This window comes from Paenibacillus sp. MMS20-IR301 (genome assembly GCF_032302195.1).
Lineage (GTDB): Bacteria > Bacillota > Bacilli > Paenibacillales > Paenibacillaceae > Paenibacillus_AQ.
Genome location: NZ_CP135275.1, coordinates 4,606,281 through 4,628,793 on the forward strand (window position 1 = coordinate 4,606,281; position 22,513 = coordinate 4,628,793).

Genomic DNA, 22,513 nt, shown 5'->3' on the forward strand with positions numbered 1-22,513 from the left:
CTCCCATTCAGCCCACTTTCGGCGGAAATAGAGGGATTTTCACCTTTATTCCCCCATACAGCCCGCACCGGCGGAATTACACCGCCCCGGCAACGCTGGCGGAGAAGCCGCTAAGTCCACCCATCTGCGGGCGGCCGACGGAATGGTACTCCAGGCCGGTGCCCTCAATCTGCTCTTTGGTGTAGACGTTGCGGCCGTCGATCAATATCGGGCGGCGCATACTGTCCGCCAGCTGGTGCAGGTCGATATCCTTGAACTGGCCCCAGTCGGTCAGGAGGCAGACTGCGTCACTGCCCTCGGCCGCCTCTTCCGCCAGCCCGCACCAGCGCAGCTGCGGATGATCATACCCGCTGCGGAAGTTATCGGCAGCGATGGGATCATACAGCTTCACGATGGCGCCTTCAGCGACCAGCGCCTCGACGATTTCCCGGGCCGGTGCCTCACGGACATCATCCGTGTTCGGCTTGAACGCCAGCCCCCAGATGCCGATTACGGCGCCGCGCAGGCTGCCCAGCGACTCATGCAGCTTCGAGATGATCATGAACCGCTGGCCTTTATTAACCTCAACTACGGATTTCAGCAGCTTGAATTCATAATCCACGTTACCGGCGATCTGGATCAGCGCATTCGTATCCTTCGGGAAACAGGAGCCGCCGTACCCGATACCGGCCTGCAGGAAGGAGGATCCGATTCTCCGGTCCATTCCCATGCCCTCAGCCACTTCGGTTACATCCGCTCCCACTTTTTCACAAATGTTGGCAATTTCGTTTATGAACGATATTTTGGTAGCCAGGAAAGCATTGGAAGCATATTTAATCATCTCGGCGCTGCGGATATCGGTTACGAACACATTGTCCGTGAAGCCCTGGTGAAGCTGGCGCATGGTCTGCTCAAGCTGCGGGTTATCGAGTCCGATTACAATCCGGTCGGGGTGAAGCGTATCGCGGATCGCAGAGCCTTCACGAAGGAATTCAGGAGCGGAGACAATATCGAAGGGGTGATTCGTATGGGAGGCAATCAGCTTGCGGATTCGCTCGTTGGTGCCGACGGGAACGGTTGACTTGGTCATAATAATCTTGTAGCCTTCCATCGCTTCGGCAATCTCTACGGCTGCCCCCTCGATATACTGCAAATCGGCTTCGCCGCCCGGCAGGGAAGGTGTACCTACAGCAAGGATGACAATATCAGAGCGTCTGACCGAATCCTTAAGATCCGCCGAGAAGGATAATCTTCCCTCCCGGAGATTCATCTCAATTAAGGCCTCAATACCCGGTTCATAGATCGGGGATTCCATCCGGTTCAGCTTTTCGATTTTCTGCTCATCCTTATCCACACAGATGACATGATTTCCGTTAAGCGTGAAGCATACGCCTGAGACGAGTCCAACATAACCGGTACCGATTACTGCGAGTTTCATACAATCATCCTCCTTTTAGGAAATTGACGTAGGCCTGTTCCACATATTGCTTGAACTGAACCATAAACGCCTGCTCATCGAATTTGCGTGCATGGCCCATAATCTGGCTGATATCCCAGTCATGGGATTCGGCCTCCTCAATGGCCTGGAGCAGATCATCAACTTCCTGATGCTGGAAAAAAACCCCGTTCACATAAGGAACGATCGTATCCAGCGCCCCTCCCGCCTGATAGGCGATGACCGGACGGCCTGCAGCGTTTGCCTCCAGCGGTGTGATACCGAAATCTTCTTCTCCGGGAAAAATAAAGGCCCGGCACTGAGACATCAGCCCCGTTACTTCTTCATCCTCCAGCCGGCCCAGAAAGGAGATATTCTCTTTCGCCATCCCCTCCAGACGTTTACGGTCGGGACCGTCTCCGACGATATACAGCTTCACACCGTTACGGTTGAACGCCTCCACCGCCAGATCGATCCGCTTGTAGGATACCAGCCGGGAGACGATCAGATAATAATCCCCAATCGTGGGTGAACTGGTGAAGCGGGCCGTATTGATCGGCGGAAAAATCACATCGGAATCGCGGTGGTAATAATTCTGAATCCGCTTCTTCACGACTGAGGAGTTGGCCACAAACTGGTTTACATTTTTGGAAGTCCGCTGATCCCAGTTCTTCAACCGCTGCATATACAGCTTGAGCAGTCTTTTGAAGATGCCGGAATTGGACTGCCGCTCCATATACGTGTCATAATCCCAGGCGAACCGCATCGGAGTATGGCAGTAACAGAGATGGAAGGTAGACTCGGGCACCTGGATGCTTTTCATAAAAGCACTGCTGGAGCTAAGGACGATATCATACCCGCTGAAGTCCAGATCGCGGACGGCCATCGGATAGAGCGGCAGCACCCCTTTGAAATTCTTCTTCACGCCCGGAATTTTCTGCAGCCAGGAGGCCCGGATATCCGCATCTTTGAGGTTATCGGTCAGGCGGCTGCCGTTAAACACCGTTGTGAAGATCGGAGCATCCGGATACATGTGATGAAAGACCTCCACCACTCTTTCTGCTCCGCCCATTTGGATTAAGTAATCGTGCGCTATCGCAATTTTCATGTGAATCATCCTCAAAGTTTTATGGAGCAGCATCATCAAGCAGTGAGCGCATGAAGTGAGCGGATGTTGATGCAAGCCTTAAGCGTTATCCAAGAAAGAAAATCAGGTAACCGCCAGCAGACCTTTGTAGTAAGCAACGATATCCTTGACTGTATTCTCGATGACAAAATGCTCTTTCACCCTTTTCATTCCATGATCCGCCATCCGTCTGCGCTCTTCGGGATGGTCCAGCATCCAGGTGATGGATTCGGCAAGTACAGCGGCATCTCCAGGCTGAATCAGCAGCCCGGTTACGCCAGGAACAACAATTTCCACCGGCCCGCCTTCATTCGAAGCAATCACCGGCAGTCCGGCCGCCATGCCTTCGACGATAACCTGGCCAAACGGCTCAGGGGTAATCGACGTGTGAATCAGCAAGTCGGCTTTGTTCATGAGTCCTTGTATATCATCCACATGACCCAGCAGGCTGACATTGGTGATGTCATCTTGCTGCATCTGCTGAATTAATTGCTGTTTGTATTCCTCTTCCCCGAACAAGGCGTCGCCGGCCAGCCAGAACTTCACCCGGCTGTCATGCTTGAAAGCCTTAGCCGCTTCCAGCACAATATGCTGGCCTTTCCAGTGGGCAAGGCGCCCTACCAGCAGCACGTTGAAATCCTTCTGGTCCCGCTTGCCGATTCCTTCACCAATCGCCTTAGCGAAGGCCGAATAGACAACCAGCGTCTTCTTCGTCCGGGGCAGCTCCAGCGCATTCAGCGTGGAGTGGGAATTGGCGATGACGCCGTTCGGCAGAAGCCGTGACAGCAGCCGGATCGCCTTGGCGACAACCGGCTTCAGGTAAGGGGCTCCGATATGATCGCGGATATGCCAGATCAGCGGCACGCCTGCCTTCTTCGCGGCTACTGCTCCATAGAAGGCTGATTTCAGTGAATTGGTATGCACACAATCGACCTTCTCCTCTTTGAGCAACGGAGCCAGCTTGCGGCCGTAGGCCAGCAGCTTCATTGCAGCCGCCGGGGCACCAAGGTTAACGGCGTTGCGCCCCCGGCTGCGGATGCTCTCATCCAGCGGGATAATGCGGACATCAATGCCTTTGTCCCGCAGGCGTTCAGCGAGTGTGCCCTCTTCCGCGAGAATCACAAGCGGCTTGATATGCTCACCGATGTTAGTGAGGATGTTGAACAGGGCAACCTCGCCCCCGCTCCATTTGGCGGTGTGATCAATATAAGCGACTTTTATCATCCTGCAGTCACACCCTTTCCCAAAGTTTCGAGGAATACGGATTCCACTTTATCGCCTACCTGCTGCCAGGTGTACTTCTCCAGCACATGGTTGCGGCATTCTTCCCGGCCCGGCAGCAGCTTGCGGTTGCCCAGCATCTGAATCATGCCTTCCGCCATATCTTCGCTGGCCGCACTCTTGAACAGCAGCTCCGGGCGGAAGCCCTGCAGAATCTCCCTGTTGCCTCCGACCGGCGTCGCCATGACCGGAAGGCCCGAGGCCAGCGCCTCTACGGTGATCAGGCCGAAGCCCTCCAGCGCCTGGGAAGGCACTACGAACATGTCGGCTGCCTGGTAATAGGAAGCCAGCTCCTGGTCGGGAATGTAGCCGAGCAGCCGGACCTTATTGCCGAGACCATAATCGGCAATCTTCTCTTCCAGCTCGCCGCGCAGCGGGCCCTTGCCCCCGATCAGCAGGATCGCATTCGGGAAGCGCTCTGCTACCTGCTTCCAAGCTTCAAGCAGCTGCAGCAGCCCCATCCGGTTCATCAGCCGCCGGACGGTCAGTACGGTTGTCGCACCTTCGGGCAGATTCAGCTGCCGCCGGACCGCCAGCCGGTTCGCGGACGGCACGAACCGCTCCACGTTGGCTGCTCCGGGTATGACGATGATCTTATGCATCGGCACCCCGTGCAGATCATGCAGCATATCGCGGAAGTACTCGCTGAGTACGATGAACTTGTCAGCGAGCTTGTAAGCTTTATGTTCAATCGATTTGGCAATCGTTGTTTTGACCCGGTGCCTGATGCCCTGGCCTTCAATCTTCATCTCTTCATTCCAGGGACCATGGAAGGTCATAATAACCGGAATCCCGCGCTTCTTCGCTTCGAGCGCCGGGCCGATGCCATAAGGGGCGAAATGGGAATAGAGGATATCAATCCGCCCGCTCCCACTGCCCATCAGGTCTGCCGCTTTACGCTGAAAAGCATCCTTGCGCTTCCAGATCGTCTCCTTCGGGTCCCCGGCATTGTGGATGATCAGTTCCTTCGGAACAGCCGGCGTCTCCTGGCTGCAGATCAGGGCATGCACCCGGTTCCGTGAGGAGAGCTGCTCACATACGGATTTGAAATAGGTGTTCAGCCCGCCGGGCTGCAGCGAAGGCCAGCTGAGTCCGGTCGTCATGATGTTCAGTCCGTCATTGTACGACATAGCTTCTCTCCCCTTTCTTCTCCTTCCCGGCCTGGCCCTGCAGATTATGCCGGGTCAGCTTGCCGGAGCTGTGCAGTTCATAATGCTTGAAGCCGACCATGAATTCATACATCACCCAGAACACCGATACTGCGAATCCGGAAATTCCTTTTTTGAACAGCCCGTGCAGGAAGTACTTCTGCAGGAAGCGGGCCGGCGGCCGCAGCAGCAAATGGCTCAGCTTGAACGGTTTGCCGCTGGCAAAGGCGCTTTGCGCCTCCAGATCCGTATATTTGTTGAATCTCGCCACATGATCATTGATGCTGCGGAAGCCCTGATGCCAGAGTGTTCCATTCAGCTTCTCCGTGCGTTCCTCGGCTACTTCAGGCATTTCATGCACCAGACTGTTGCGGATTCCGTACTCCTTGCGGTTGTACAGCCGCACCAGATATTCGCCCTTGTCGAGCCATTTGCCGAGGAAATCGCCGATCCGGTACAGGGAGAAAGCCACTGTAGCATCTGTCAGTCCGGGCTTGCGCTCCAGGATATCCCGGGCCAGCTCTTCGCTGACCACTTCGTCGGTATCAATCAGGAAGACCCAATCATGGCTGGCGCGTTCCACTCCGAATTCCCTTTGCTTCGCATATCCGGGCCACGGGTTTACGAATACCCGGCATCCCAGGCTCTCGGATAGCCGTACCGTACCGTCTTTACTGCCTCCGTCGATGACTACCACCTCGTCAGCGAACTGCCGGCAGGACTGAATTGCTGCGGATATCCGAACCTCGTCATCCTGAGCTATAATGACTGCCGAGATCGGGTAGCTGCCCCGGCCGCCAAGCACGCTTGCTGCTGAATCCATGAAGGTATCCTCCTTTGCCTTATTGGTCCGGTGTGCGTCGTCACTACGGGGAATGTTTGGGCTTCCGGCCGCTGTTGTTCTCTGATTTCCTTGATTGGACCGCTCTATTAGCGGATGAAATCAGAGAACAAAGGCGGACACTTCGTTTCTACAGCTCCAAACTTCCCCTTCGTTTCTCCGGACACCGTCCCTTGGTTTTTTAGCAGATAAGCCGCTCGCCTCGTGATCTCGGCTCGCCGAATCAGCTAGTTACTTAACTGCCTACACATCCATAGGTTTCTTGCGAATATACGAATTCATCGTCGTCTTCAGCCACTGAAGGTCCTCTGCGTTAATGAACAGCCGCGGAAGCTTAACCTTCAGGTTGTAGCGGATATTAAGAATAATGAACAGGAACCGCAGCACAGCCGATGAGAGCATAGCCGCTCCGGCTCCGAATAACCCGTATTTCGGCACCAGCAGGAAGAGCAGCGGAATCACGAGGATGAGGCCGACTCCCTGAAGGATCGATACGAATTTAGGTTTGCCCAGTGCCATGAACACCTGGGCCAGAATCAGGGTTCCTCCGCTGATCGTAACCTCCAGCAGCAGCAGGCGGAACACGGTAAGCGCCGTATTGAAATCCTTGCCGTAGAGCAGCGGGATGACAAACGGGGCAACCAGCATCAGGAACAATGCGCCTAGCAGTGTACATGTGGTGCTGATGCGGAAAGCCTTGAAGGTAAGGGAGACCGCTTCATCCTTCGACATCCCGGAGGCTTTCGGAAACAGCACCACCGTAATCGAATTGGAGAAGAAGTTAACCATCCGCGACAGGCTGACCGCTACCGCATAGAGTCCCAGATCAGCGGGCCTGAGCAGGCCGGCAATAATAATCTGGTCTATGTAGTAAGAGAACTGTCCGAGCAGATCGTTGCCGTATGAGCCCAGACCATAAGTGAACAATCTTTTGAAGTTCAGATAGGCATCCCGCAGCTTAACCTTGTAAGTACGGAGCAGTACGACCGTCATGCCGATGAACATCGGAACCGACGGAAGCAGGTAAGCTAATGCTGTGGTGAACGGACTGATATGCCCGGTCACTATGAGAATGCCGATGGCTGCGAGTGTCAGCAGCGGAATCAGATAACGCATCAGGTTAAAGGTCCTGTAATCATTCCTGAACTGGAACGCCGCATTGTTCACTTGGGAGACCACAATCAGCGGACAGAGGAGCATGGACCACTGGGCGAAGACCACAACTTCATGGCTGAATTCCTTCAGCCAGTAAGGCAGCACGAGGATTCCGACAATCATCGCCAGTGTCCCGAACGCAAGCCCGATCATTAAGGCCACCCGGTACAGCACACCGGCCTCATCCGGATTTTTCTTGGCATTGTAGATCAGCGCGGACGGAATCCCGAAGCTCATGCTGAACGCCAGAAACTGCGACCAGTTCACCATCGCGGTCTGCTCTCCCCGCCCTGTTGGTCCCAGGTAACGGGCGGTCAGCACACCGGTCAGCATATTGACGAGCAGAATCAGCACACTGACAAACATGGTTTTTACAGCCGCTGAGCTGCTGTCCTTGCTCTTCGTGAAGCTGCGGAGCGAGGACCAGACCGTATTAGCGGGAAGTGATTTCGCGTTGAGCTGCTGCATGTGGTGTTCCCTTCTTTCTGCTCTCTGTTATCTCTTTGGCACTAAGTCCAAGCCCGACCAGCATCCAGATCAGGTATCCCTTCAGTCCCGGGAACCCGTTATCCGACACCAGGCTGACCACTGCCCCCATCCATGCCGCCAGCGCCAGCCTGGAATAAGGCTGCAGGCTGTCCTTGCGGGTAACCCGGACCATAATCTGTTTAATGACAGCGCCGAGTGCCCCGAAGAAGAACAATGCTCCCAGTACTCCGAAAGTCAGCAGCAGTGCAATCACACCGTTGTCCATTACGCCGTATTCACCAAGCTCTCCGCCATTGCCGAGCTTCGTTCCCTGCCCGACGCTGCCGATGCCCTGCCCGACGGGATTGCCGGCTACCATCGGCAGCATATTCGTCCATAGGCTGAGGCGCTCGTTATAGGAATGATCCTCCTGCACTGAGGTGAGGGTCTCCATCCGGGCGACCAGCCCTTCGGCTCCAGGCAGCTTGGGCACGATCCAGAACAGCGCCGCAGCTACGAAGACCAGCTGCAGCAGTGTCTTCCATTTCCCCCTGGAGGGTGAGGATGCAATATACACCAGCAGCATCACCAGCAGGACCAGCCAGGCTGAACGGACCAGCGTAGTCAAGAGGCAGACTACTACGAGCAGTACGCCGAGCCAGCGCAGCGTGCCCTGCCATTTCCGCTCCAGAATCATCGGGACGAGCGCGAATACCAGGAAGGTTGCTGCCGGCCCCGGCGAGTTCAGGGTTGAGAAGACCCTGATCTCAAGCGGATAAGGCGTGCCGATTGACATCATATCCGCATGGCGCATCCAGAAGGCATCCCACGGGGGAACGGTTAGGTACTGCACAATTCCGTATGCAGCGACCAGCACGGCGATATTGGCAAAGGCATACAGCAGCCGGTCAATATCCTTCGGACCGAAATGCGTGACCGCGAAGAACGGAATCAGCAGCAGCGGTACGATATAGTTCGCCAGATCGTATACGGAGCCGACACCGTTCTTCGCCAGACCGATCAGGGCACCGTAGGCCAGGGCAATGGAGAACAGCAGGATGATCCGGGTAGAGGATTTGCGGATCTTGTGAATCTCCTTAAGCACCGGAATGGCCAGGGTTGCCCCCGTCAGCAGGGGAGCCAGACTAAGCAGGGATACGGAGTGATACACTCCTTCATACCAGTCGGCAATCCGCCGCAGCTCCGGGGCCACTGCCCAGACCAGCAGGGTGTACGGGATCAGCAGCCGTGTATTCAGCAATGCCAGCAGGAAAGCCGGAAAGAGAATCCCTGCCAGAATAATGCCCTGCAGACTGTTCGTGGCACTGAGCTTCGCACTGGCGAAGCCGATGACCAGCGGCAGAACCAGCGCTGCACCGCAGATGATCATCATCACCGCCGCTGACTTCACTGATGTTAAGGAAGGAAGACTCAGACTGTTCTCCTCCCGGTCCAGCATCTTCATTCCCCCGCCTCCACTCTTACCTGCATGTATTTATTCCGGCTCCGCTTCTTTGCCGTTTTTCAGTTTATCCCGCTTGCGCAGCTCCTTAAGCAGCAATACCAGGAACTGGGCATCGTCGACCAGGTATCTTTTCCACAGGCGTCCCGGCTCCTGGATCAGCCTCCAGAGCCACTCCATTCCGGTCTTCTGCATGAAATCCGGAGCCCGCTTAACCGAGCCTGACAGAAAATCAAAGGTTGCCCCCACACCGATCGAAACCGGCGCCTGGTAAGAGGTATAGTGGCGGTAGATCCATTTCTCCTGCTTCGGGGCTCCCACGCCTACGAACACAATATCCGGCTGACTTTCCGTCAGCATCTGGATAATCCGCTGATTCTCTTCTTCGTTGTGCTCAAAGCCGTAGGAAGGAGAATAACAGCCGACAACGTTGATATCCGGGTAGGCCGCCTTAAGGTTCTCCGTCGCCTGCTCCGGCACGCCTTCCGCCGAGCCCAGGAAGAACAGGCGGTATTTTCTCTGCTGAAAAGCGTGGCCCAGCCTGCTGAACAGGTCTGCTCCGGATACCTTTTGCTTCAGCGGCTTGCCGAGCATCTTGGACGCCCAGATCAGCGGCATTCCGTCCGCAACCACGGCTCCGGCTTCGGAATAGACCTCACGGAATTCTTCATCCTTCCGGAGCTTGATTACATGATCGACATTGCAGGTCAGGATGTAGGACTGGTTCCTTTCCTGAATCATTTTGTCAATGTAATCGAGCAGGTCCATGAAATCATAGTTATCAAAATTGACATCGAACATGTTCACTTGATTCATCGTATCACTTCTTTTTGTGGGGAATCGGCCAGCTGTGAAGACCGGTACAGGCAGTTCAGATACCAGCAGAACGGAATGATGGATTGGACCGTCGACAGCGTGTTATCTGTGAAAGAGTAGATCAGGAACGCTGCAATAAAGAGCAGGTAATACGGTTTAACCGGCGGTGCCAAAGCCCTGTACACCAGAAGGAACACAGCAAGTAAGGAAATCAGCAGCAGTATGGCCCCGAAGTAGCCTCCGTCGAAGTAAAAGCGGATATACTCGTTATGCGGAACGACAAAGCCTTTGTAGAGCGAGCCGTCATTGGCTACCGTAACCGCCCCGAGGCCGCGCCCCGCATAAGGGGAATCCTCCGCTTTATTCAGGAAGTACTCCCAGGCTTCCGCCCGTCCTGACAGGTCAACCCCCGTTTCTGTCGTACGCTCGAAGGAACGTTTCTTGATGTTGTCGAGCTGCAGGTAGACCGCTGCGGTAATGACCAGCAGTGAGCACAGGAGCGGGATCAGAAATTTAGTTTTGCCTCTAAGGTACTGGCGGGAAATATCGTAGAAATAGTAGAGCACCATCAGGATCAGCGCCAGGATCGGCCCCCGGGTTCCTGTCCCGATAAGAATCAGGAAATTAAGGCCCAGCATAAGGTAATTGAACCTTATATGCTGCGGGCTGCGCTTGATTTCAATAAAGGCGATCGCCACACCCATGAACGCCAGCATCGCCAGATGCGCCGGAATGTTCGCCCCCTGAATCCGTACTGCGCCGGTAAATTCAACATCAAGGAAGGGATGCAGACCTGCTGCCTGCAGGACCACTCCGGCCAGAATACTGACCAGCGGCAGCAGGGTAATGATGCGGATCTGCTTCTCGGCCACTTCCTTCTTCCAGTTAATCAGGAGGAATACGAACGGCAACGACAACCCGATGAATGCTTTGATGGCAATGGATGAGCTCATCTCCGGCAGCCAGACCGAGAAGGTGAAGCTGATGAAGACCAGTGCCAGCATTGCCCATAGCGGCTGGCTCAGCCGCAGCCGCAGACCATTGACGAGAATGCAAGGCACAAGCAGCATCAGAATGACCAGCTTATAGAGGGAGAGGATCTCGATGCCGAACATGCTGCCGCTGTACAGAAAGTTGATCGATACTGCCGTGGTCAGCAGTACGAAATAACTGATCAGCTCAGGGCGTGAGATGGAGACAACCAGCAGCATAATCAGAAGTACGGCTGCTACCGCAATGACCGGCTGGTAGATGACCGCCGTCCCGAGGAATAATGCGGATATGAGGTAGAGCATTCCGTACGGCAAAGCGTTTATTTTGCTGCCCCACCCAAAATTAGTCATCCCGCGCCCTCCTCTCACCCTGCTGCGGATTCCCGCTTCCGGTTCCAGATCATATGAAGAGTCCCGCGGATACTCTCCAGCCTGCATTTATTCAGCAGCCTTCTTCCCTGGCTGCGGGAGAGAACAGAGTCGGCCATAATGTACATCACCTTGGCGCCTGTCTTGCCCAGCAGCAGCAACTTGCCCTTCAATCCTTCGCTCTTCATCGCATTTGAGATTCCCTGGCTGTAGTAACGCTTCATAATCCAATCCTCTGTCAGCCGGTTAGCCGGCACGAAGTGATCGACCGCCATTTCAGGATGATACAGAATTGAATGTCCCTCCTGCTGAATCTGGCCGAACAGCCAGGTCTCTTCACCCGAGAGCAGGGAGTCGCCCTTCCTGCCCAGCTCCAGCGGAAACAGGCTGATATCGAACACTGGCTTGCGCATCGCCATATTGGCGCCGCAGGGGTGAAGCCGCTTCGGATATTCCCTGATCCGGTTGCCCAGATCCACGATGGTATACGGAAGCTCAAACGGTTTAATCAGCCACTCCGGACGTTTGCTTTCAAAGATCGGAGCGATTTTCCCGCCCATAGCCATCACCTCCGGCCGCTGTGCGAAAGTGCTGACAATGGTCGTGATCCAGGTCCGGCAAGGTATCGCATCATCATCCAGGAAGGCAATGAGCGGCGATCTGGAAGCCAGGATTCCCGTATTCCGGGCTGCCGAAAGTCCCTGCACCGGCTCCAGAAGATACCTTATATCCATACCGGCACCATGGTCCCCGATGAACCTTTTGACCGCAGCCGCTGTATCATCCTTGGAGCTGTTATCCACCACGATGATCTCAGCCGCCCGCAGGTTCTCCAGCGGCAGCAGCGACCGTAGCGTCTTGACCAGCAGGGCTGAGCGGTTATAGGTGCAGATGATGATGGAAATCTTAGGCACATCTCCGTTTACAAGCATCGGCATTCACCCAATTCCCATAATTTTTAGTACGCATTTTTGGAGCCGAGCAGCATCAGGCCGGTCTTGACGATGATCTTCAGATCCAGCATGGTGCTGCGGATGCTAATGTACGTCAGGTCCAGCTGAACCATCTCATCAAAGCCGACGCTGTTTCTGGCATTCACCTGCCAGTACCCGGTGCAGCCAGGCGTCACCATCAGCCGCTGCTTGTCATACTCCGTATACTGCGCCACCTCTTCAACGAGCGGAGGCCGGGGGCCAACAAGGCTCATATGTCCCATCAGCACGTTCCAGAGCTGGGGCAGCTCATCGATACTGGTCTTGCGCAGGAATCTTCCGATGCGGGTGATGCGGGGATCATTCTTGATTTTGAACATCGCACCGCTCACTTCGTTATAAGCCATCAGACTTTCCTTAAGCTCTTCAGCATTGGAGACCATAGATCTGAATTTGTACATGGGGAACAGCTTCTCATCCTTGCCGACCCGGTCCTGGCGGAAGAATACCTTCCCTTTCGGGTCCTCCAGCTTAATCAGGACAGCTACTACCGCGAACAGCGGCAGCAGGAAGAGCAGGCCAAGGGCGGAGAAGAATACATCGATTATCCGCTTCAATAACAAGTAGGAGTCCATTGTCTTATTCCCTTCACTCGCATGCAGCATGTAAAGCTTCGGCAGGACGGCCTCATAGTCTTCCGGCAGTTTTTGCATGCTCATTTCTTCATTCCTCCTAAAAGTTTTGTGGAGCATCACTTCCTGGATACGCTTCGTTCAAAACTCGCTTCGGAAGCATAGGCTTAGTTTTGTGGAGCATCACTTCCTGGATACGCCTCGTTCAAAACTTGCTCCGGAAGCATAGGCTTAGTTGCTGGTTCAGCTGCTCAGCGAGGTTTGTCCCGCCTGCTTCAGCCATTCCGCCATAGCGTCCATTACCTGGTAGCGCAAATCCTCACTCTCAAGGGCAAACTCCAGGGTGGTCAAAATATATCCGAGCCGCTCACCGACATCATATCTTGTACCGTCAAAGTTATAGGCATATACCCGTTCGCTCTGGTTGAGCTTCTGGATCGCATCTGTCAGCTGAATCTCACCGCCGGCGCCTTTTTCCTGCAGATCGAGATATTTGAAGATCTTTGGTGTAAATACGTAGCGGCCCATAATGGCGAGATTGGATGGTGCTGTTCCCAGCGGCGGCTTCTCAACGAAGTTATTGACCCGGTAGAGCCGTCCGTCCTGCAGATCCGGTTCAATAATCCCGTAGCGGTTAGTGAATTCATCCGGAATATCCTGGACACCGATGACCGAATTCTGGGTTTCCTCATACTGGTCAATCAGCTGCTTCAGGCAGGGAACCTTTCCGGTTACAATGTCATCACCGAGCATGACGCCAAACGGCTCATCGCCGATAAACCGGCGGGCACACCATACGGCATGTCCGAGGCCCTTCGGTTCCTTTTGCCGGATATAGTGAATTTCAACCTTGGAGGACCGCTGAACTTCCTTAAGCAATTCCAGCTTGCCGTCTTCCAGCAGCCGGGATTCCAGTTCAAAGGCATTATCGAAATGATCCTCGATCGCCCGCTTCCCCTTACCGGTAACGATAATGATATCCTCGATCCCGGAAGCAATGGCTTCCTCTACGATGTACTGAATTGTCGGCTTGTTGATAATCGGCAGCATTTCCTTAGGCATCGCCTTGGTTGCCGGAAGGAAACGTGTGCCTAACCCGGCAGCCGGGATAATTACCTTCTTGACCTTCTTCATCACACATACCTCCCAAGATAGTTGTTTTCACCTTACCGTGCAGTGGATTATTTACTCTGATTCATGGCAATTCCCAGGATGCGTACACCTGTCTGCTCCATAAGACCTTTCAGCTTGCGCAGCGATTCCCGCTTGGTTCTGCCATGCCTGGCCACGATGATCAGACCGTCTGACAGCGGAGCCAATATGCGGGCATCACTGTACTCTATCGCTTGCGGCGAATCCAGCAGAATCAGGTCAAAGCCCGCTTTAAGCTCCTCCAGCAAGGCCGGCAGCCTGTCGCTGCCCAGCAGATCCGGCGGGCTGACACTGGTGAGCCCGGCTGGAATGACCGCCAGATTAGCCAGGCTGCCGTAGACGGCGATATCCCCTGCTTCCTCATAGCCTGCCAGATAGGCAGCCAGCCCCTGGCTTCCCTCTACCTCGAACACACTGTGCAGTCCGGGCTTCCTTAAGTTGCAGTCCACCACGGCAACCTTCTTGCCGTCCTGGACAAAGGATACGGCGAGATTGGCCAGGATTGTTGTCTTGCCCTCACCGCCTTCAGCCGATGTGAACAGCAGCACCTGTCCGCCGCTGCCCTTCAGCAGGCCCAGCTGGCGGATATAGGTACGCAGCGAGCGGAAGGATTCCGAAATATGCGAGGACGGATTGAGATCCGCAATCAAACTTCTATTCAGCCGTAGCATAAGCACCCTCCCCTACTCTGGCCTTGCTGTTAGCCGCCTTGCCCAAATCGCGTTTGCGGATACCCGGAATACTGGCAATGACCGGAAGACCCAAGTCATATTCAGCTTCCTTCTCGGATCTTAATGTGCCATTCAAGGTTTCCATCAGCAGGATGATTCCGACCGCTGCCATCAGCGAAACTACAAAGCTGATGATCAGGTTCATAGCCGATCCGCCGTTATCCGCAGCGGGCTGATCCGCAGGATCCGCAGGAGTCAGGTAGGTTACATTATCCAGGTTCATAAGCGCCGGTAAGCTGCGTATGAACGTTTGCGAAACCGCGTTTACGATGGTGGCCGCTTTACTGTAATCCTCGTCCGTTACACTCAGGTTAATGACCTGGCTTTTCTCCGAGGTTTTGATCTGCAGCTTGCCTGCCAGCTGCTCCTCCGTAAGTCCGAATTCCGGATGATCATGAGTGACGCTCTTCATGATGGTTGGGGACTTGATGATTTCCTTATAGCTCTCAATAAGATTCAGACTGAAATTCAGCGCATTGAGATTGTTGCTTTCGGGAAGATTTACGGCATTGTTGACCAGCAGCTGTCCAGAGGCGGAGTAGACGGGTACGACGAAGTTTTTGCTGACATAGTAGGTGGTGGCGCAGGAGATAAGCACAAACACCGTGATTAACCATAATTTCTTTTTAATCAGGTTAATGTAATCCAGAATCGTCTTTTCCACAGTAACCCTCCTTCCGCTTATGTTTGCTTTGAAAACATTCATGAAAGTTTCTGAACTCTTGCTTTTATTCTATCAATGCGCAGGTACCGTGACATGCCTCATTGCACCCCTTTACACTTCACTTTCGTGTGAGTGCTTTCGGTCCGCAAGAGGGCATGGATGGTATACTTTAGTACCATATCGCAGGAAAATACTTACATATGCCGTTAATACTGACGGTTGCATTTACTCTTATGAACCCTATTAAGCCACCCAAGTGTTTGCGGCAGGTTAAATAATCAGAAACAACAAAAAAACACGGACAGCATTGTCCGTGTCCGTGTTCAATCCATTCACCGTTATCCGGTAATCAATCGTATGACATTTCATATTTGGTCAGCCCGACTGCATTCGCATATAATGCCGCCTGTGTCCGGTCGGCTACCTGCAGCTTAGCCAGAATCTGGCTGACATGCTTCTTCACAGTGAACTCACTGATGAACAGCCGCGAAGCAATTTCCCGGTTGCAGGCTCCCTGGCCAAGCTCGATCAGCACTTCCTTCTCCTTCGGGGTCAGCTCATCGGTCGGACTGTTGCCGCTCATCCGCATTTTGTCTTCCATCAGGCCGGGATCATAATACTTCCTGCCCTTATACACCAGCTGAATCGCAAACAGCAGCTCTTCAGGCAAGGCCTCTTTCAGCACGTACCCGTCCACCAGCACTTCTTCCGCCTTCAGGAAATCTTCCCGGCTCGCAGAGGAGGTCAGGAGAATGAACTTGCTGGATATTCCGCGGATGCGTGCTGTCTTGATAATATCCAGACCCGATTCATCGGCCAGCTTCAGGTCAATCAGCACAAGATCAGGCTGTGTCTCTTCAATGACGAGAAGAGCTTCCTGGCCATTCGTGGCTTCGCCGGCAAACTGCAGATTGGACTGCATGGATATCACAGCTGCCAGCCCCCTTCTCACTAAAGGGTGATCATCAACAATGACGATTTTCACTTGAACGACCTCCTGCCTAAAGTTTATGCATTTTTCAGTTCAGCTACACCGACAGGTATCGAGATTAAAATCCGTGTGCCTGCATTCTCACTGCTGGACAACTGGAAATCTCCGCCAAGGGACTGTGCCAAGTATTGCATATTCTTCATTCCCAGCCCGCTGGTGCTCTCTTCGGACTCGGTCCAGATCAGATCACTATCGAAGCCGATGCCGTCATCGATAATTGAAAGTCTGATCCATTTAGGCTTCAGGGACAACTCAACATCCACCCGGCTAGCTGCACCATGACGTATGGCATTGCCTGTCGCTTCGGAGATGATCCGGAAGAGCGCCTTGTGGTAAGGATAAGGGAGACTGAAATCATCCCCCGTTATTTTTAATTCAATTTCCACATCATTGAGCCGGGATAAGCTCTTGAGATGCGAGCGGACCATACCAAGCCAGCTGGGGCCGCCGCTCTTCTTGGAGCTGAGGCTGTAGATCGTAATCCGCAGCTCTTTGGCCACTCTGGTAGCAGAGTCATGAATCAGCTCAATCTGCTCCTCCAGCCCGGTCTCAGACATTTTACGCCAGGACTGCTTCAGCGAATGGGTCGCATACACAATGCCGAACAGACTCTGCGAGACACTGTCATGCATCTCATCGGCAATCCGGTTCTGCTCATTCGTAATAATGAGCCGGTTCTCGATCACGCCCAGCTCATGGCGCTCAAGAATAATCGCACTCAGCTCCGACAGGAACATCAGCTGCTGGATATACCATCTGCGGCCTTCCAGCCCTTCGGTTGATTCCAGCTTCACTCCGATCATTCCGACGAATCGCGTGCTCATCCGGACCGGCATCAGCAGGAAATCCCCTACCCCCGGCAGGCTCTTGAACACCGGTTCGCGCTGCAGCCGCCACTCATGCTCATGCTTATCCAGCTCCGTGAACAGGGACTGCTCCTCCTCATGCGGCCAGCCCGTCTGACGGCTCTGAGGTGCGGGTTCACCGCTCTTCTTCGCGAACCAGAACAAGGCCTTCTCCAGCTTGGTAAGCTTCACAACATAGTCGGTGATCACCTGGCCGATGTTCATGAAGTCATGCTGGCTGGAGGTCTCCACGATATGATACAGCGATTTGATATGCTCCATGGTATCGTTGGTCCGCGCGTTTGCTTCTTCACGCTGCTGCTTCAGTCCGTTAACCATTTGCATAACTATAACCGCAAGAGCCAGAACTAGAAACAGGTTGCCGGCTTCAAGAGAAGCATCCGTGATGGAAATCCCCGTAGAACCGGATTGCAAATAACAGAATACAGCAATAATACCGGTATACCCGGCTATCATAATCCAGGCAACATAGAATGATAACGCCCCTGCCGCAATCAGGACAGGACTTAACACATACAGCTTGAACGTACTGTCGTATCCTCCGGTTAACAAGGTTAACACGATAATCCCCGCCATCTCTACGCCTACTGCAAACATAAGAATCCGCGGTCTTGCCCGAAGCCTCCGGTAATAGAACATAAATAGTTGAGCAAATAAGAATAGCACAATGATTAGTAGGGATTTGTATATTACGGAAGGCCCCGCAGGAACCATGAGGTACATAAATGATGTGAGGGACAAAGAAAAGGTTCTGTAAAATGCGATCATTCTATCTTCAATTGTTGATTTAATCTCATCCCACCACCCTATTCTCCAGTTTGTGGAAAATGCGAGCTTATTCTAAGCTATGTTTAACAGCATCATACATGAGAAAAATCACAATAACAAGTTTCGCTTTTTAATGACAGCGTTTTCTTTGAAAATAAAAAGCATGTCATTAACCTTTTTTTACAGAAAATTGCTTGAAAACTCGCCGTTTACCAAATTTTAGCGCATTTATAATGGACATGTGCACGCCGGACAGCACAAAGAGCCTATCCCTCCGGGGACAGGCTCTTTGTTATATAATATCCGGTCTCGTCTATACGGTTGCAGTCTACTCCGTCACCGCCGGCACGGAAATTTGCAGCTTGGTATAATCACATATGCAAATTTGATAGCGCTCTTCACCAACGATATGATACCCGGTGGACAGAATACGAAAGGCAGGATTGTGTGTATCTACCTTATGGAGACTGCGGCAGCTGATGCAGTAATATTCTCTCATGGCTTCATCTCCGGCATAGTCTAGAAGAACTATTGTGAAACGGTCAACACTGCTTGAATCATATCATTGTCTTTTTCCGCATGTCAACATTAATCTGCATTTTCCGACATTTATCTTCTCAGAAAGTAGAATTATGTCGTTAATTATTTCATACCTGGCTGCGGCAGCTCTGTGGTGAAATGCCCATATACTTCTTAAACAGCCGTGAAAAGTAGAACGGATCGGTATAGTGCAGCATTCCGGAGATTTCCTGTACCTGCAGTGAGGTGTTCAGCAAAAGATGCTTGGCCTCCGCGATCTTCAGCCTGTGGATGTACTCATGCAAAGGATAGCCGCTGCTGCTGCGGACAGTACGGCGGAGTGTTGACATGGAGATATGCAGGGCAGCCGCAATAGCGGGAAGATCCGGCTGCTCGTAGATACAGGCGTTCAGTGCCTGACGGATATGCGGCATAGCACCCTCCTGAAGATTCCGGCTGCCTTGAATCAGCAGTGAGCATTCCAGCAGCATCTCTTCAAGCAGCAAAGCTGCCCGGTCAGCATCTCCAGGCACTCCTCCATCCATTAAACCCAGCACCTTTTCGAAGAAAGCCGCCAGTCCCTGCACTGCATTCGCCTGATAGACAATTCCCCCTGCGATCAGCCCGTTCTCCAGCCATTCCGCCACACGGCTCCCGCCGAAGTTAATGTAGTATTCATCCCAGTATCCGCCGGGCGGCGGTCCGAAGCTATAGCTGCGGCCCGGACGGAAAAAGAACAGGCTGCCTTCACGTACCTGCTGCTCCTTGCCCCCGTTCTCTGTATAGAAGCCGCTCCCTGATACTATATAAACAAGCGCCCAGTGCTCAAATAGAACCGCTGAGCGGAACAGTGTTCTTCCCGGCAGATGTCCTGCCTGCCCCACCGCAATCGACTTGAGCCGCAGCCTGGAGGCTTCAACCTTGGAGTCGATGATGCGAATCGGATAAGGGCTGATCATATAATCCATGAGCTTGGGCATACATTGCATTCCTCCCTCTGTTTAGGAGTGATATGGTTGTAATGAAGATGATCATATTCTACATGAATAAGAGGTGTCCACGCTATGTCCGATATTCATAAGCTGCAGCTGCTTCCCCGGCCGAAGACGGTCACATTGACCCAGGGCCAATACCATATTCCGGCCAAAGGGGCTATAGTGCTGGCGGATGAGACCAGCCAGGCTGTACTTCCCGCCGCCCGCAGGCTTCAGCGTATCCTTACACAGACCGTTCAGCTTAACCTGCCCTTATCCATTGGGGTCCGCCCGGCCGTTGCTCCAGCCTTTACCTTCAGTTACAAGGCCGGGCTGCCGGCCGGAGCCTATGAGATTCACATTGGCGGGCAGGGAATCACGGCTGTCTCCAGCTCTCCGGAGGGAGCCTATTATGCCGCCGGAACACTGAAGCAGCTGCTGGAGCAATATGGCCGCAGTCTGCCGCAGCTGGTCATCTGTGATGAGCCTGATTTCGCCGCCAGAGGCCTGATGCTCGATATCAGCCGCAACAAGATTCCGAAGCTCGAAACTTTATACGGCATCATTGAGCTGATGTCTGATCTGAAGCTGAACCAGCTGCAGCTATATATAGAAGGAGCACCGTTTGCCTATGAGTCATTCCCGCAGGTGTGGGAGCTTGAAACCCCTATAACAGGTGAGGAAATCCTGCTGCTGGATGCCTATTGCCGCGAGCGTTATATTGAGCTGGTGCCTAACCAGAACAGCTTCGGCCATATGGAAGGCTGGCTGACCCGGCCGGAATTCAATCATCTGGCCGAGATTCCGGCCGGCTTCATGCTGCCGGACCATATGTACGACAGCGATTTATACCCTGAGGGCCTGTTCATGCATCCGGGGACCTTCAACACAGAAGACCCGGAGGTGCTGGAGCTTCTCGGAACGATGTATGATGATCTGCTTCCTTACTTCACCTCGGATTTATTCAATGTCGGCTGTGATGAGACTTATGAGCTGGGTCTGGGCCAGACCAAAGCGCTGGCCGACTCCGCAGGCAAGGGAGCCCTCTATTTATCCTTCCTGCAGAAGATACAGGCTCTTGTCCAGACACGCGGTAAAACAATGCAGTTCTGGGGCGATATTATCATCCAGCATCCCGAGCTGATTCCGCAGCTGCCTGAAGGTATTATCGCTATGGAATGGGGATACAGCGCGGCACATCCGTTCGAAGCGGATACGCTCAAATTCCGCGAAGCGGGCATTCCGTTCTATGTATGCCCGGGGACCAGCTCCTGGAATTCACTGACCGGCCGCACCGACAATATGCTGGAGAATCTGCGCAGCGCAGCTGTTCACGGCAAGCAGAACGGGGCCATCGGCTACCTGATTACTGATTGGGGGGATTTCGGCCACTGGCAGCATCTTCCGGTCAGCTATCCCGGATTCGTATACGGAGCCGCACTTGCCTGGAATGTAGAGGAGAATCTGGAGGCTGATGTAGCGGGCTATCTGAACACCTCAGTCTTCCATGACCGTTCAGAAACCATTGGCCAGCTGCTGCTCGACCTTGGTAACTACTACAAGTTCGAATCCGGAATGATCCGCCCGAACGACACGGAAATGTCTATGCTGCTGCGCAGCAGCCTGGACAATGTGCTGCTGGCAGAGAAGCTTAGCGCGCAGCAGCTTCAGCAGCTTGAGCATTATATTAACGGCATTGAGGCAAGGCTCGATGATCTGGCGCTGGAATGCCGCGATGCGGGACTTGTCCTTGAAGAGCTGGGCAACGGGATTCACTTCGTGAAGCACGCCCTGCAGCTGACCCGGCTTAAGCAGCAGCTGGCCGGGGCAGACCGGAGCAGCCTTGCTGCACTTGTTCAGGCTCAGCTTCATGATCTCGATGTCCTGCTTCATCAATACCGGCAGCTGTGGACACGGCGCAACCGGCTGGGCGGCCTTACGCAAAGCGTCTCGAGGCTGGTCCGTCTGCGCGGCGAATATGCTGCACTTGCAGCCGGTCTGGCAGAGGCTGCTGCAGAGTAAGCCGAATCCTCTGCCCCCTCCCCGAAGCATTTCGCATAAAAACAGCCCGGCAGCCCTTCTCCAATGATGAGAAGGGCTGCCGGGCTATTTTGCCTAGTTATGACAGAGCTTTCCAAATTCTGATTGTAATAGGTCGAATGTAGGATTATAATCAGGACGAATAACCACTTTTTGCCTAATAATAGAAGGAAAATAAATATTTTGACAGGAGACCCGCCTATGGATTGGCTTCATGCTTACGAGGATGACCTCCGTGTGGTATTTCAGGAGAGCAGCAGGATCATCGCCGGATTTCCCGAACCGCTTAATGCCGGGGGTCTGGCCTATCTTGACCAGTTCGACGTCTTCCGGACAGGAAGCCATAAGAATTACATATGTTATCTGCTGCCCTTCTGGCTACAGGACAACTGTGGCCTAAGCACTACGCTTACCCGCCAGATGTCCGCCGGCAACGTCTTGTTTATGCTCTACTTTTTCCTGCAGGATGATCTGATGGACAACCCGGAGGCCTCCGCTGCCGCCGCCCTTCCGCTGGCCAATCTGCTCTATGTCGAATTTCTCAATATATACCGGCCGCTGTTCCCTCCGGATTCTCCCTTCTGGTCCTGCTTCAGCCGTTATATTACAGAGTGGGCAGACAGCGTAAGCGGGGAGTCTGCCGCAGATTACTTCCTGAATGACCGTCTCCGCGTCTCCCATAAAGCCAGCCCGCTCAAGCTGACCAGCACCGCTGCACTGCTGCTCTCCGGACAAGCCGATTCGATAGCCGGGGCTGAAGAGATGATTCATGATGTACTTTTGACGCTGCAGATGCTGGATGATTATGAGGATTGGGAGCAGGATCTGGAGGAGGGCAGCTATAACTGCCTGCTGTCCCTCGTACGCAGCCAGGCAGGGAATAAGACCGGAGCACTAACCAAAGCAGCAGTGAAGGATTATATCTATACGGCAGGCGGACTTGCGGCATATGCGGAAACGGCTCAGGCTACGCACAGGAATCTGGAAGCACTTACATTGAAGCTTCCCCATCTCCTGTCCTTCCATCAGGTGCTGGTGAAGAACCTGCAGCACATAGCCGCCGCCATTGAGGCTGAGAAGCAGCTGCTGCAGAGCGGCGGCCTCAATTACTGGCTATCCAAAAATATGAATAAATAAGAAAGTCTAGAAAAAAGTAATAGAATTATAGAATG

19 protein-coding genes are annotated in these 22,513 nt (G+C 53.6%); 2 read left to right on the forward strand and 17 right to left on the reverse strand.

Annotated elements, in window-relative coordinates; translation table 11 throughout:
* Positions 1 to 76 precede the first annotated feature (76 nt).
* The 17 genes from LOS79_RS19795 to LOS79_RS19875 all read right to left on the reverse strand — a co-directional run bounded on the left by LOS79_RS19795 (position 77) and on the right by LOS79_RS19875 (position 19,307).
* Positions 77 to 1,417, reverse strand: a complete 1,341-nt coding sequence (locus LOS79_RS19795) for a UDP-glucose dehydrogenase family protein (protein ID WP_315411767.1) — start codon at positions 1,415 to 1,417, stop codon at positions 77 to 79.
* Positions 1,418 to 1,421: 4 nt separating this feature from the next.
* Positions 1,422 to 2,522, reverse strand: coding sequence for a glycosyltransferase (locus LOS79_RS19800; protein ID WP_315422343.1), 1,101 nt, complete (start codon positions 2,520 to 2,522; stop codon positions 1,422 to 1,424).
* Positions 2,523 to 2,624: 102 nt separating this feature from the next.
* Positions 2,625 to 3,764, reverse strand: coding sequence for a glycosyltransferase family 4 protein (locus tag LOS79_RS19805; RefSeq protein WP_315411768.1), 1,140 nt, complete (start codon positions 3,762 to 3,764; stop codon positions 2,625 to 2,627).
* On the reverse strand, positions 3,761 to 4,951 hold the full coding sequence (locus tag LOS79_RS19810) for a glycosyltransferase family 4 protein (RefSeq protein WP_315411769.1): 1,191 nt from the start codon (positions 4,949 to 4,951) through the stop codon (positions 3,761 to 3,763). The genes LOS79_RS19805 and LOS79_RS19810 overlap by 4 nt, the downstream gene beginning before the upstream one ends.
* Positions 4,938 to 5,792, reverse strand: a complete 855-nt coding sequence (locus tag LOS79_RS19815; RefSeq protein ID WP_315411770.1) for a glycosyltransferase family 2 protein — start codon at positions 5,790 to 5,792, stop codon at positions 4,938 to 4,940. The genes LOS79_RS19810 and LOS79_RS19815 overlap by 14 nt, the downstream gene beginning before the upstream one ends.
* A gap of 261 nt (positions 5,793 to 6,053) precedes the next feature.
* Positions 6,054 to 7,433, reverse strand: coding sequence for an oligosaccharide flippase family protein (locus tag LOS79_RS19820; protein WP_315411771.1), 1,380 nt, complete (start codon positions 7,431 to 7,433; stop codon positions 6,054 to 6,056).
* A complete protein-coding gene (locus tag LOS79_RS19825) occupies positions 7,399 to 8,898 on the reverse strand; it encodes an O-antigen ligase family protein (protein WP_397386668.1) in 1,500 nt (499 codons plus the stop codon). The genes LOS79_RS19820 and LOS79_RS19825 overlap by 35 nt, the downstream gene beginning before the upstream one ends.
* A gap of 30 nt (positions 8,899 to 8,928) precedes the next feature.
* Positions 8,929 to 9,711 carry a WecB/TagA/CpsF family glycosyltransferase gene (locus LOS79_RS19830; protein WP_315411772.1) on the reverse strand — a complete coding sequence of 261 codons (783 nt, stop codon included), beginning with the start codon at positions 9,709 to 9,711 and terminating at the stop codon, positions 8,929 to 8,931.
* Complete coding sequence (locus tag LOS79_RS19835; protein WP_315411773.1) at positions 9,708 to 11,054, reverse strand: O-antigen ligase family protein; 1,347 nt, start codon at positions 11,052 to 11,054, stop codon at positions 9,708 to 9,710. Before LOS79_RS19835 ends, LOS79_RS19830 begins: the two co-directional genes overlap by 4 nt.
* A gap of 14 nt (positions 11,055 to 11,068) precedes the next feature.
* Entirely contained in the window at positions 11,069 to 12,010 is a 942-nt protein-coding gene (locus LOS79_RS19840; protein ID WP_315411774.1) for a glycosyltransferase, read from the reverse strand.
* Positions 12,011 to 12,030: 20 nt separating this feature from the next.
* Positions 12,031 to 12,723 (reverse strand): sugar transferase, encoded by a 693-nt coding sequence (locus tag LOS79_RS19845; protein WP_315411775.1) that lies wholly within the window; start codon positions 12,721 to 12,723, stop codon positions 12,031 to 12,033.
* A gap of 156 nt (positions 12,724 to 12,879) precedes the next feature.
* Positions 12,880 to 13,770 carry a UTP--glucose-1-phosphate uridylyltransferase GalU gene (galU, locus tag LOS79_RS19850; protein ID WP_315411776.1) on the reverse strand — a complete coding sequence of 297 codons (891 nt, stop codon included), beginning with the start codon at positions 13,768 to 13,770 and terminating at the stop codon, positions 12,880 to 12,882.
* Between the two features lie 47 nt (positions 13,771 to 13,817).
* Complete coding sequence (locus LOS79_RS19855) at positions 13,818 to 14,459, reverse strand: CpsD/CapB family tyrosine-protein kinase (RefSeq protein WP_315411777.1); 642 nt, start codon at positions 14,457 to 14,459, stop codon at positions 13,818 to 13,820.
* Positions 14,443 to 15,183, reverse strand: a complete 741-nt coding sequence (locus tag LOS79_RS19860; RefSeq protein WP_315411778.1) for a YveK family protein — start codon at positions 15,181 to 15,183, stop codon at positions 14,443 to 14,445. Before LOS79_RS19860 ends, LOS79_RS19855 begins: the two co-directional genes overlap by 17 nt.
* Before the next feature lie 349 nt (positions 15,184 to 15,532).
* Positions 15,533 to 16,168, reverse strand: coding sequence for a response regulator (locus tag LOS79_RS19865; RefSeq protein ID WP_315411779.1), 636 nt, complete (start codon positions 16,166 to 16,168; stop codon positions 15,533 to 15,535).
* Between the two features lie 23 nt (positions 16,169 to 16,191).
* A complete protein-coding gene (locus tag LOS79_RS19870; protein WP_315411780.1) occupies positions 16,192 to 17,637 on the reverse strand; it encodes a sensor histidine kinase in 1,446 nt (481 codons plus the stop codon).
* Between the two features lie 818 nt (positions 17,638 to 18,455).
* The gene (locus tag LOS79_RS19875; RefSeq protein WP_315411782.1) at positions 18,456 to 19,307 is read right to left on the reverse strand and encodes an AraC family transcriptional regulator; all 852 of its coding nucleotides are present in this window, start codon (positions 19,305 to 19,307) and stop codon (positions 18,456 to 18,458) included.
* Between the two features lie 84 nt (positions 19,308 to 19,391).
* Between LOS79_RS19875 and LOS79_RS19880 the strand changes: the two genes are divergently transcribed.
* Both LOS79_RS19880 and LOS79_RS19885 read left to right on the forward strand, forming a co-directional pair.
* Complete coding sequence (locus tag LOS79_RS19880; protein ID WP_315411783.1) at positions 19,392 to 21,323, forward strand: beta-N-acetylhexosaminidase; 1,932 nt, start codon at positions 19,392 to 19,394, stop codon at positions 21,321 to 21,323.
* 219 nt (positions 21,324 to 21,542) lie between these two features.
* A complete protein-coding gene (locus LOS79_RS19885; RefSeq protein ID WP_315411784.1) occupies positions 21,543 to 22,478 on the forward strand; it encodes a hypothetical protein in 936 nt (311 codons plus the stop codon).
* Positions 22,479 to 22,513: the final 35 nt, after the last annotated feature.

Coding starts and splice junctions, on each gene's coding strand:
- LOS79_RS19815 (WP_315411770.1), bottom strand. CDS start 5,792: ATGGATTCAGCAGCAAGCGTGCTTGGCGGCCGGGGCAGCTACCCGATC.
- galU (WP_315411776.1), bottom strand. CDS start 13,770: ATGAAGAAGGTCAAGAAGGTAATTATCCCGGCTGCCGGGTTAGGCACA.
- LOS79_RS19825 (WP_397386668.1), bottom strand. CDS start 8,898: ATGAAGATGCTGGACCGGGAGGAGAACAGTCTGAGTCTTCCTTCCTTA.
- LOS79_RS19795 (WP_315411767.1), bottom strand. CDS start 1,417: ATGAAACTCGCAGTAATCGGTACCGGTTATGTTGGACTCGTCTCAGGC.
- LOS79_RS19845 (WP_315411775.1), bottom strand. CDS start 12,723: ATGAGCATGCAAAAACTGCCGGAAGACTATGAGGCCGTCCTGCCGAAG.
- LOS79_RS19805 (WP_315411768.1), bottom strand. CDS start 3,764: ATGATAAAAGTCGCTTATATTGATCACACCGCCAAATGGAGCGGGGGC.
- LOS79_RS19875 (WP_315411782.1), bottom strand. CDS start 19,307: ATGCCCAAGCTCATGGATTATATGATCAGCCCTTATCCGATTCGCATC.
- LOS79_RS19830 (WP_315411772.1), bottom strand. CDS start 9,711: ATGAATCAAGTGAACATGTTCGATGTCAATTTTGATAACTATGATTTC.
- LOS79_RS19800 (WP_315422343.1), bottom strand. CDS start 2,522: ATGAAAATTGCGATAGCGCACGATTACTTAATCCAAATGGGCGGAGCA.
- LOS79_RS19870 (WP_315411780.1), bottom strand. CDS start 17,637: ATGTTTGCAGTAGGCGTAGAGATGGCGGGGATTATCGTGTTAACCTTG.
- LOS79_RS19840 (WP_315411774.1), bottom strand. CDS start 12,010: ATGCCGATGCTTGTAAACGGAGATGTGCCTAAGATTTCCATCATCATC.
- LOS79_RS19835 (WP_315411773.1), bottom strand. CDS start 11,054: ATGACTAATTTTGGGTGGGGCAGCAAAATAAACGCTTTGCCGTACGGA.
- LOS79_RS19820 (WP_315411771.1), bottom strand. CDS start 7,433: ATGCAGCAGCTCAACGCGAAATCACTTCCCGCTAATACGGTCTGGTCC.
- LOS79_RS19810 (WP_315411769.1), bottom strand. CDS start 4,951: ATGTCGTACAATGACGGACTGAACATCATGACGACCGGACTCAGCTGG.
- LOS79_RS19855 (WP_315411777.1), bottom strand. CDS start 14,459: ATGCTACGGCTGAATAGAAGTTTGATTGCGGATCTCAATCCGTCCTCG.
- LOS79_RS19880 (WP_315411783.1), top strand. CDS start 19,392: ATGTCCGATATTCATAAGCTGCAGCTGCTTCCCCGGCCGAAGACGGTC.
- LOS79_RS19885 (WP_315411784.1), top strand. CDS start 21,543: ATGGATTGGCTTCATGCTTACGAGGATGACCTCCGTGTGGTATTTCAG.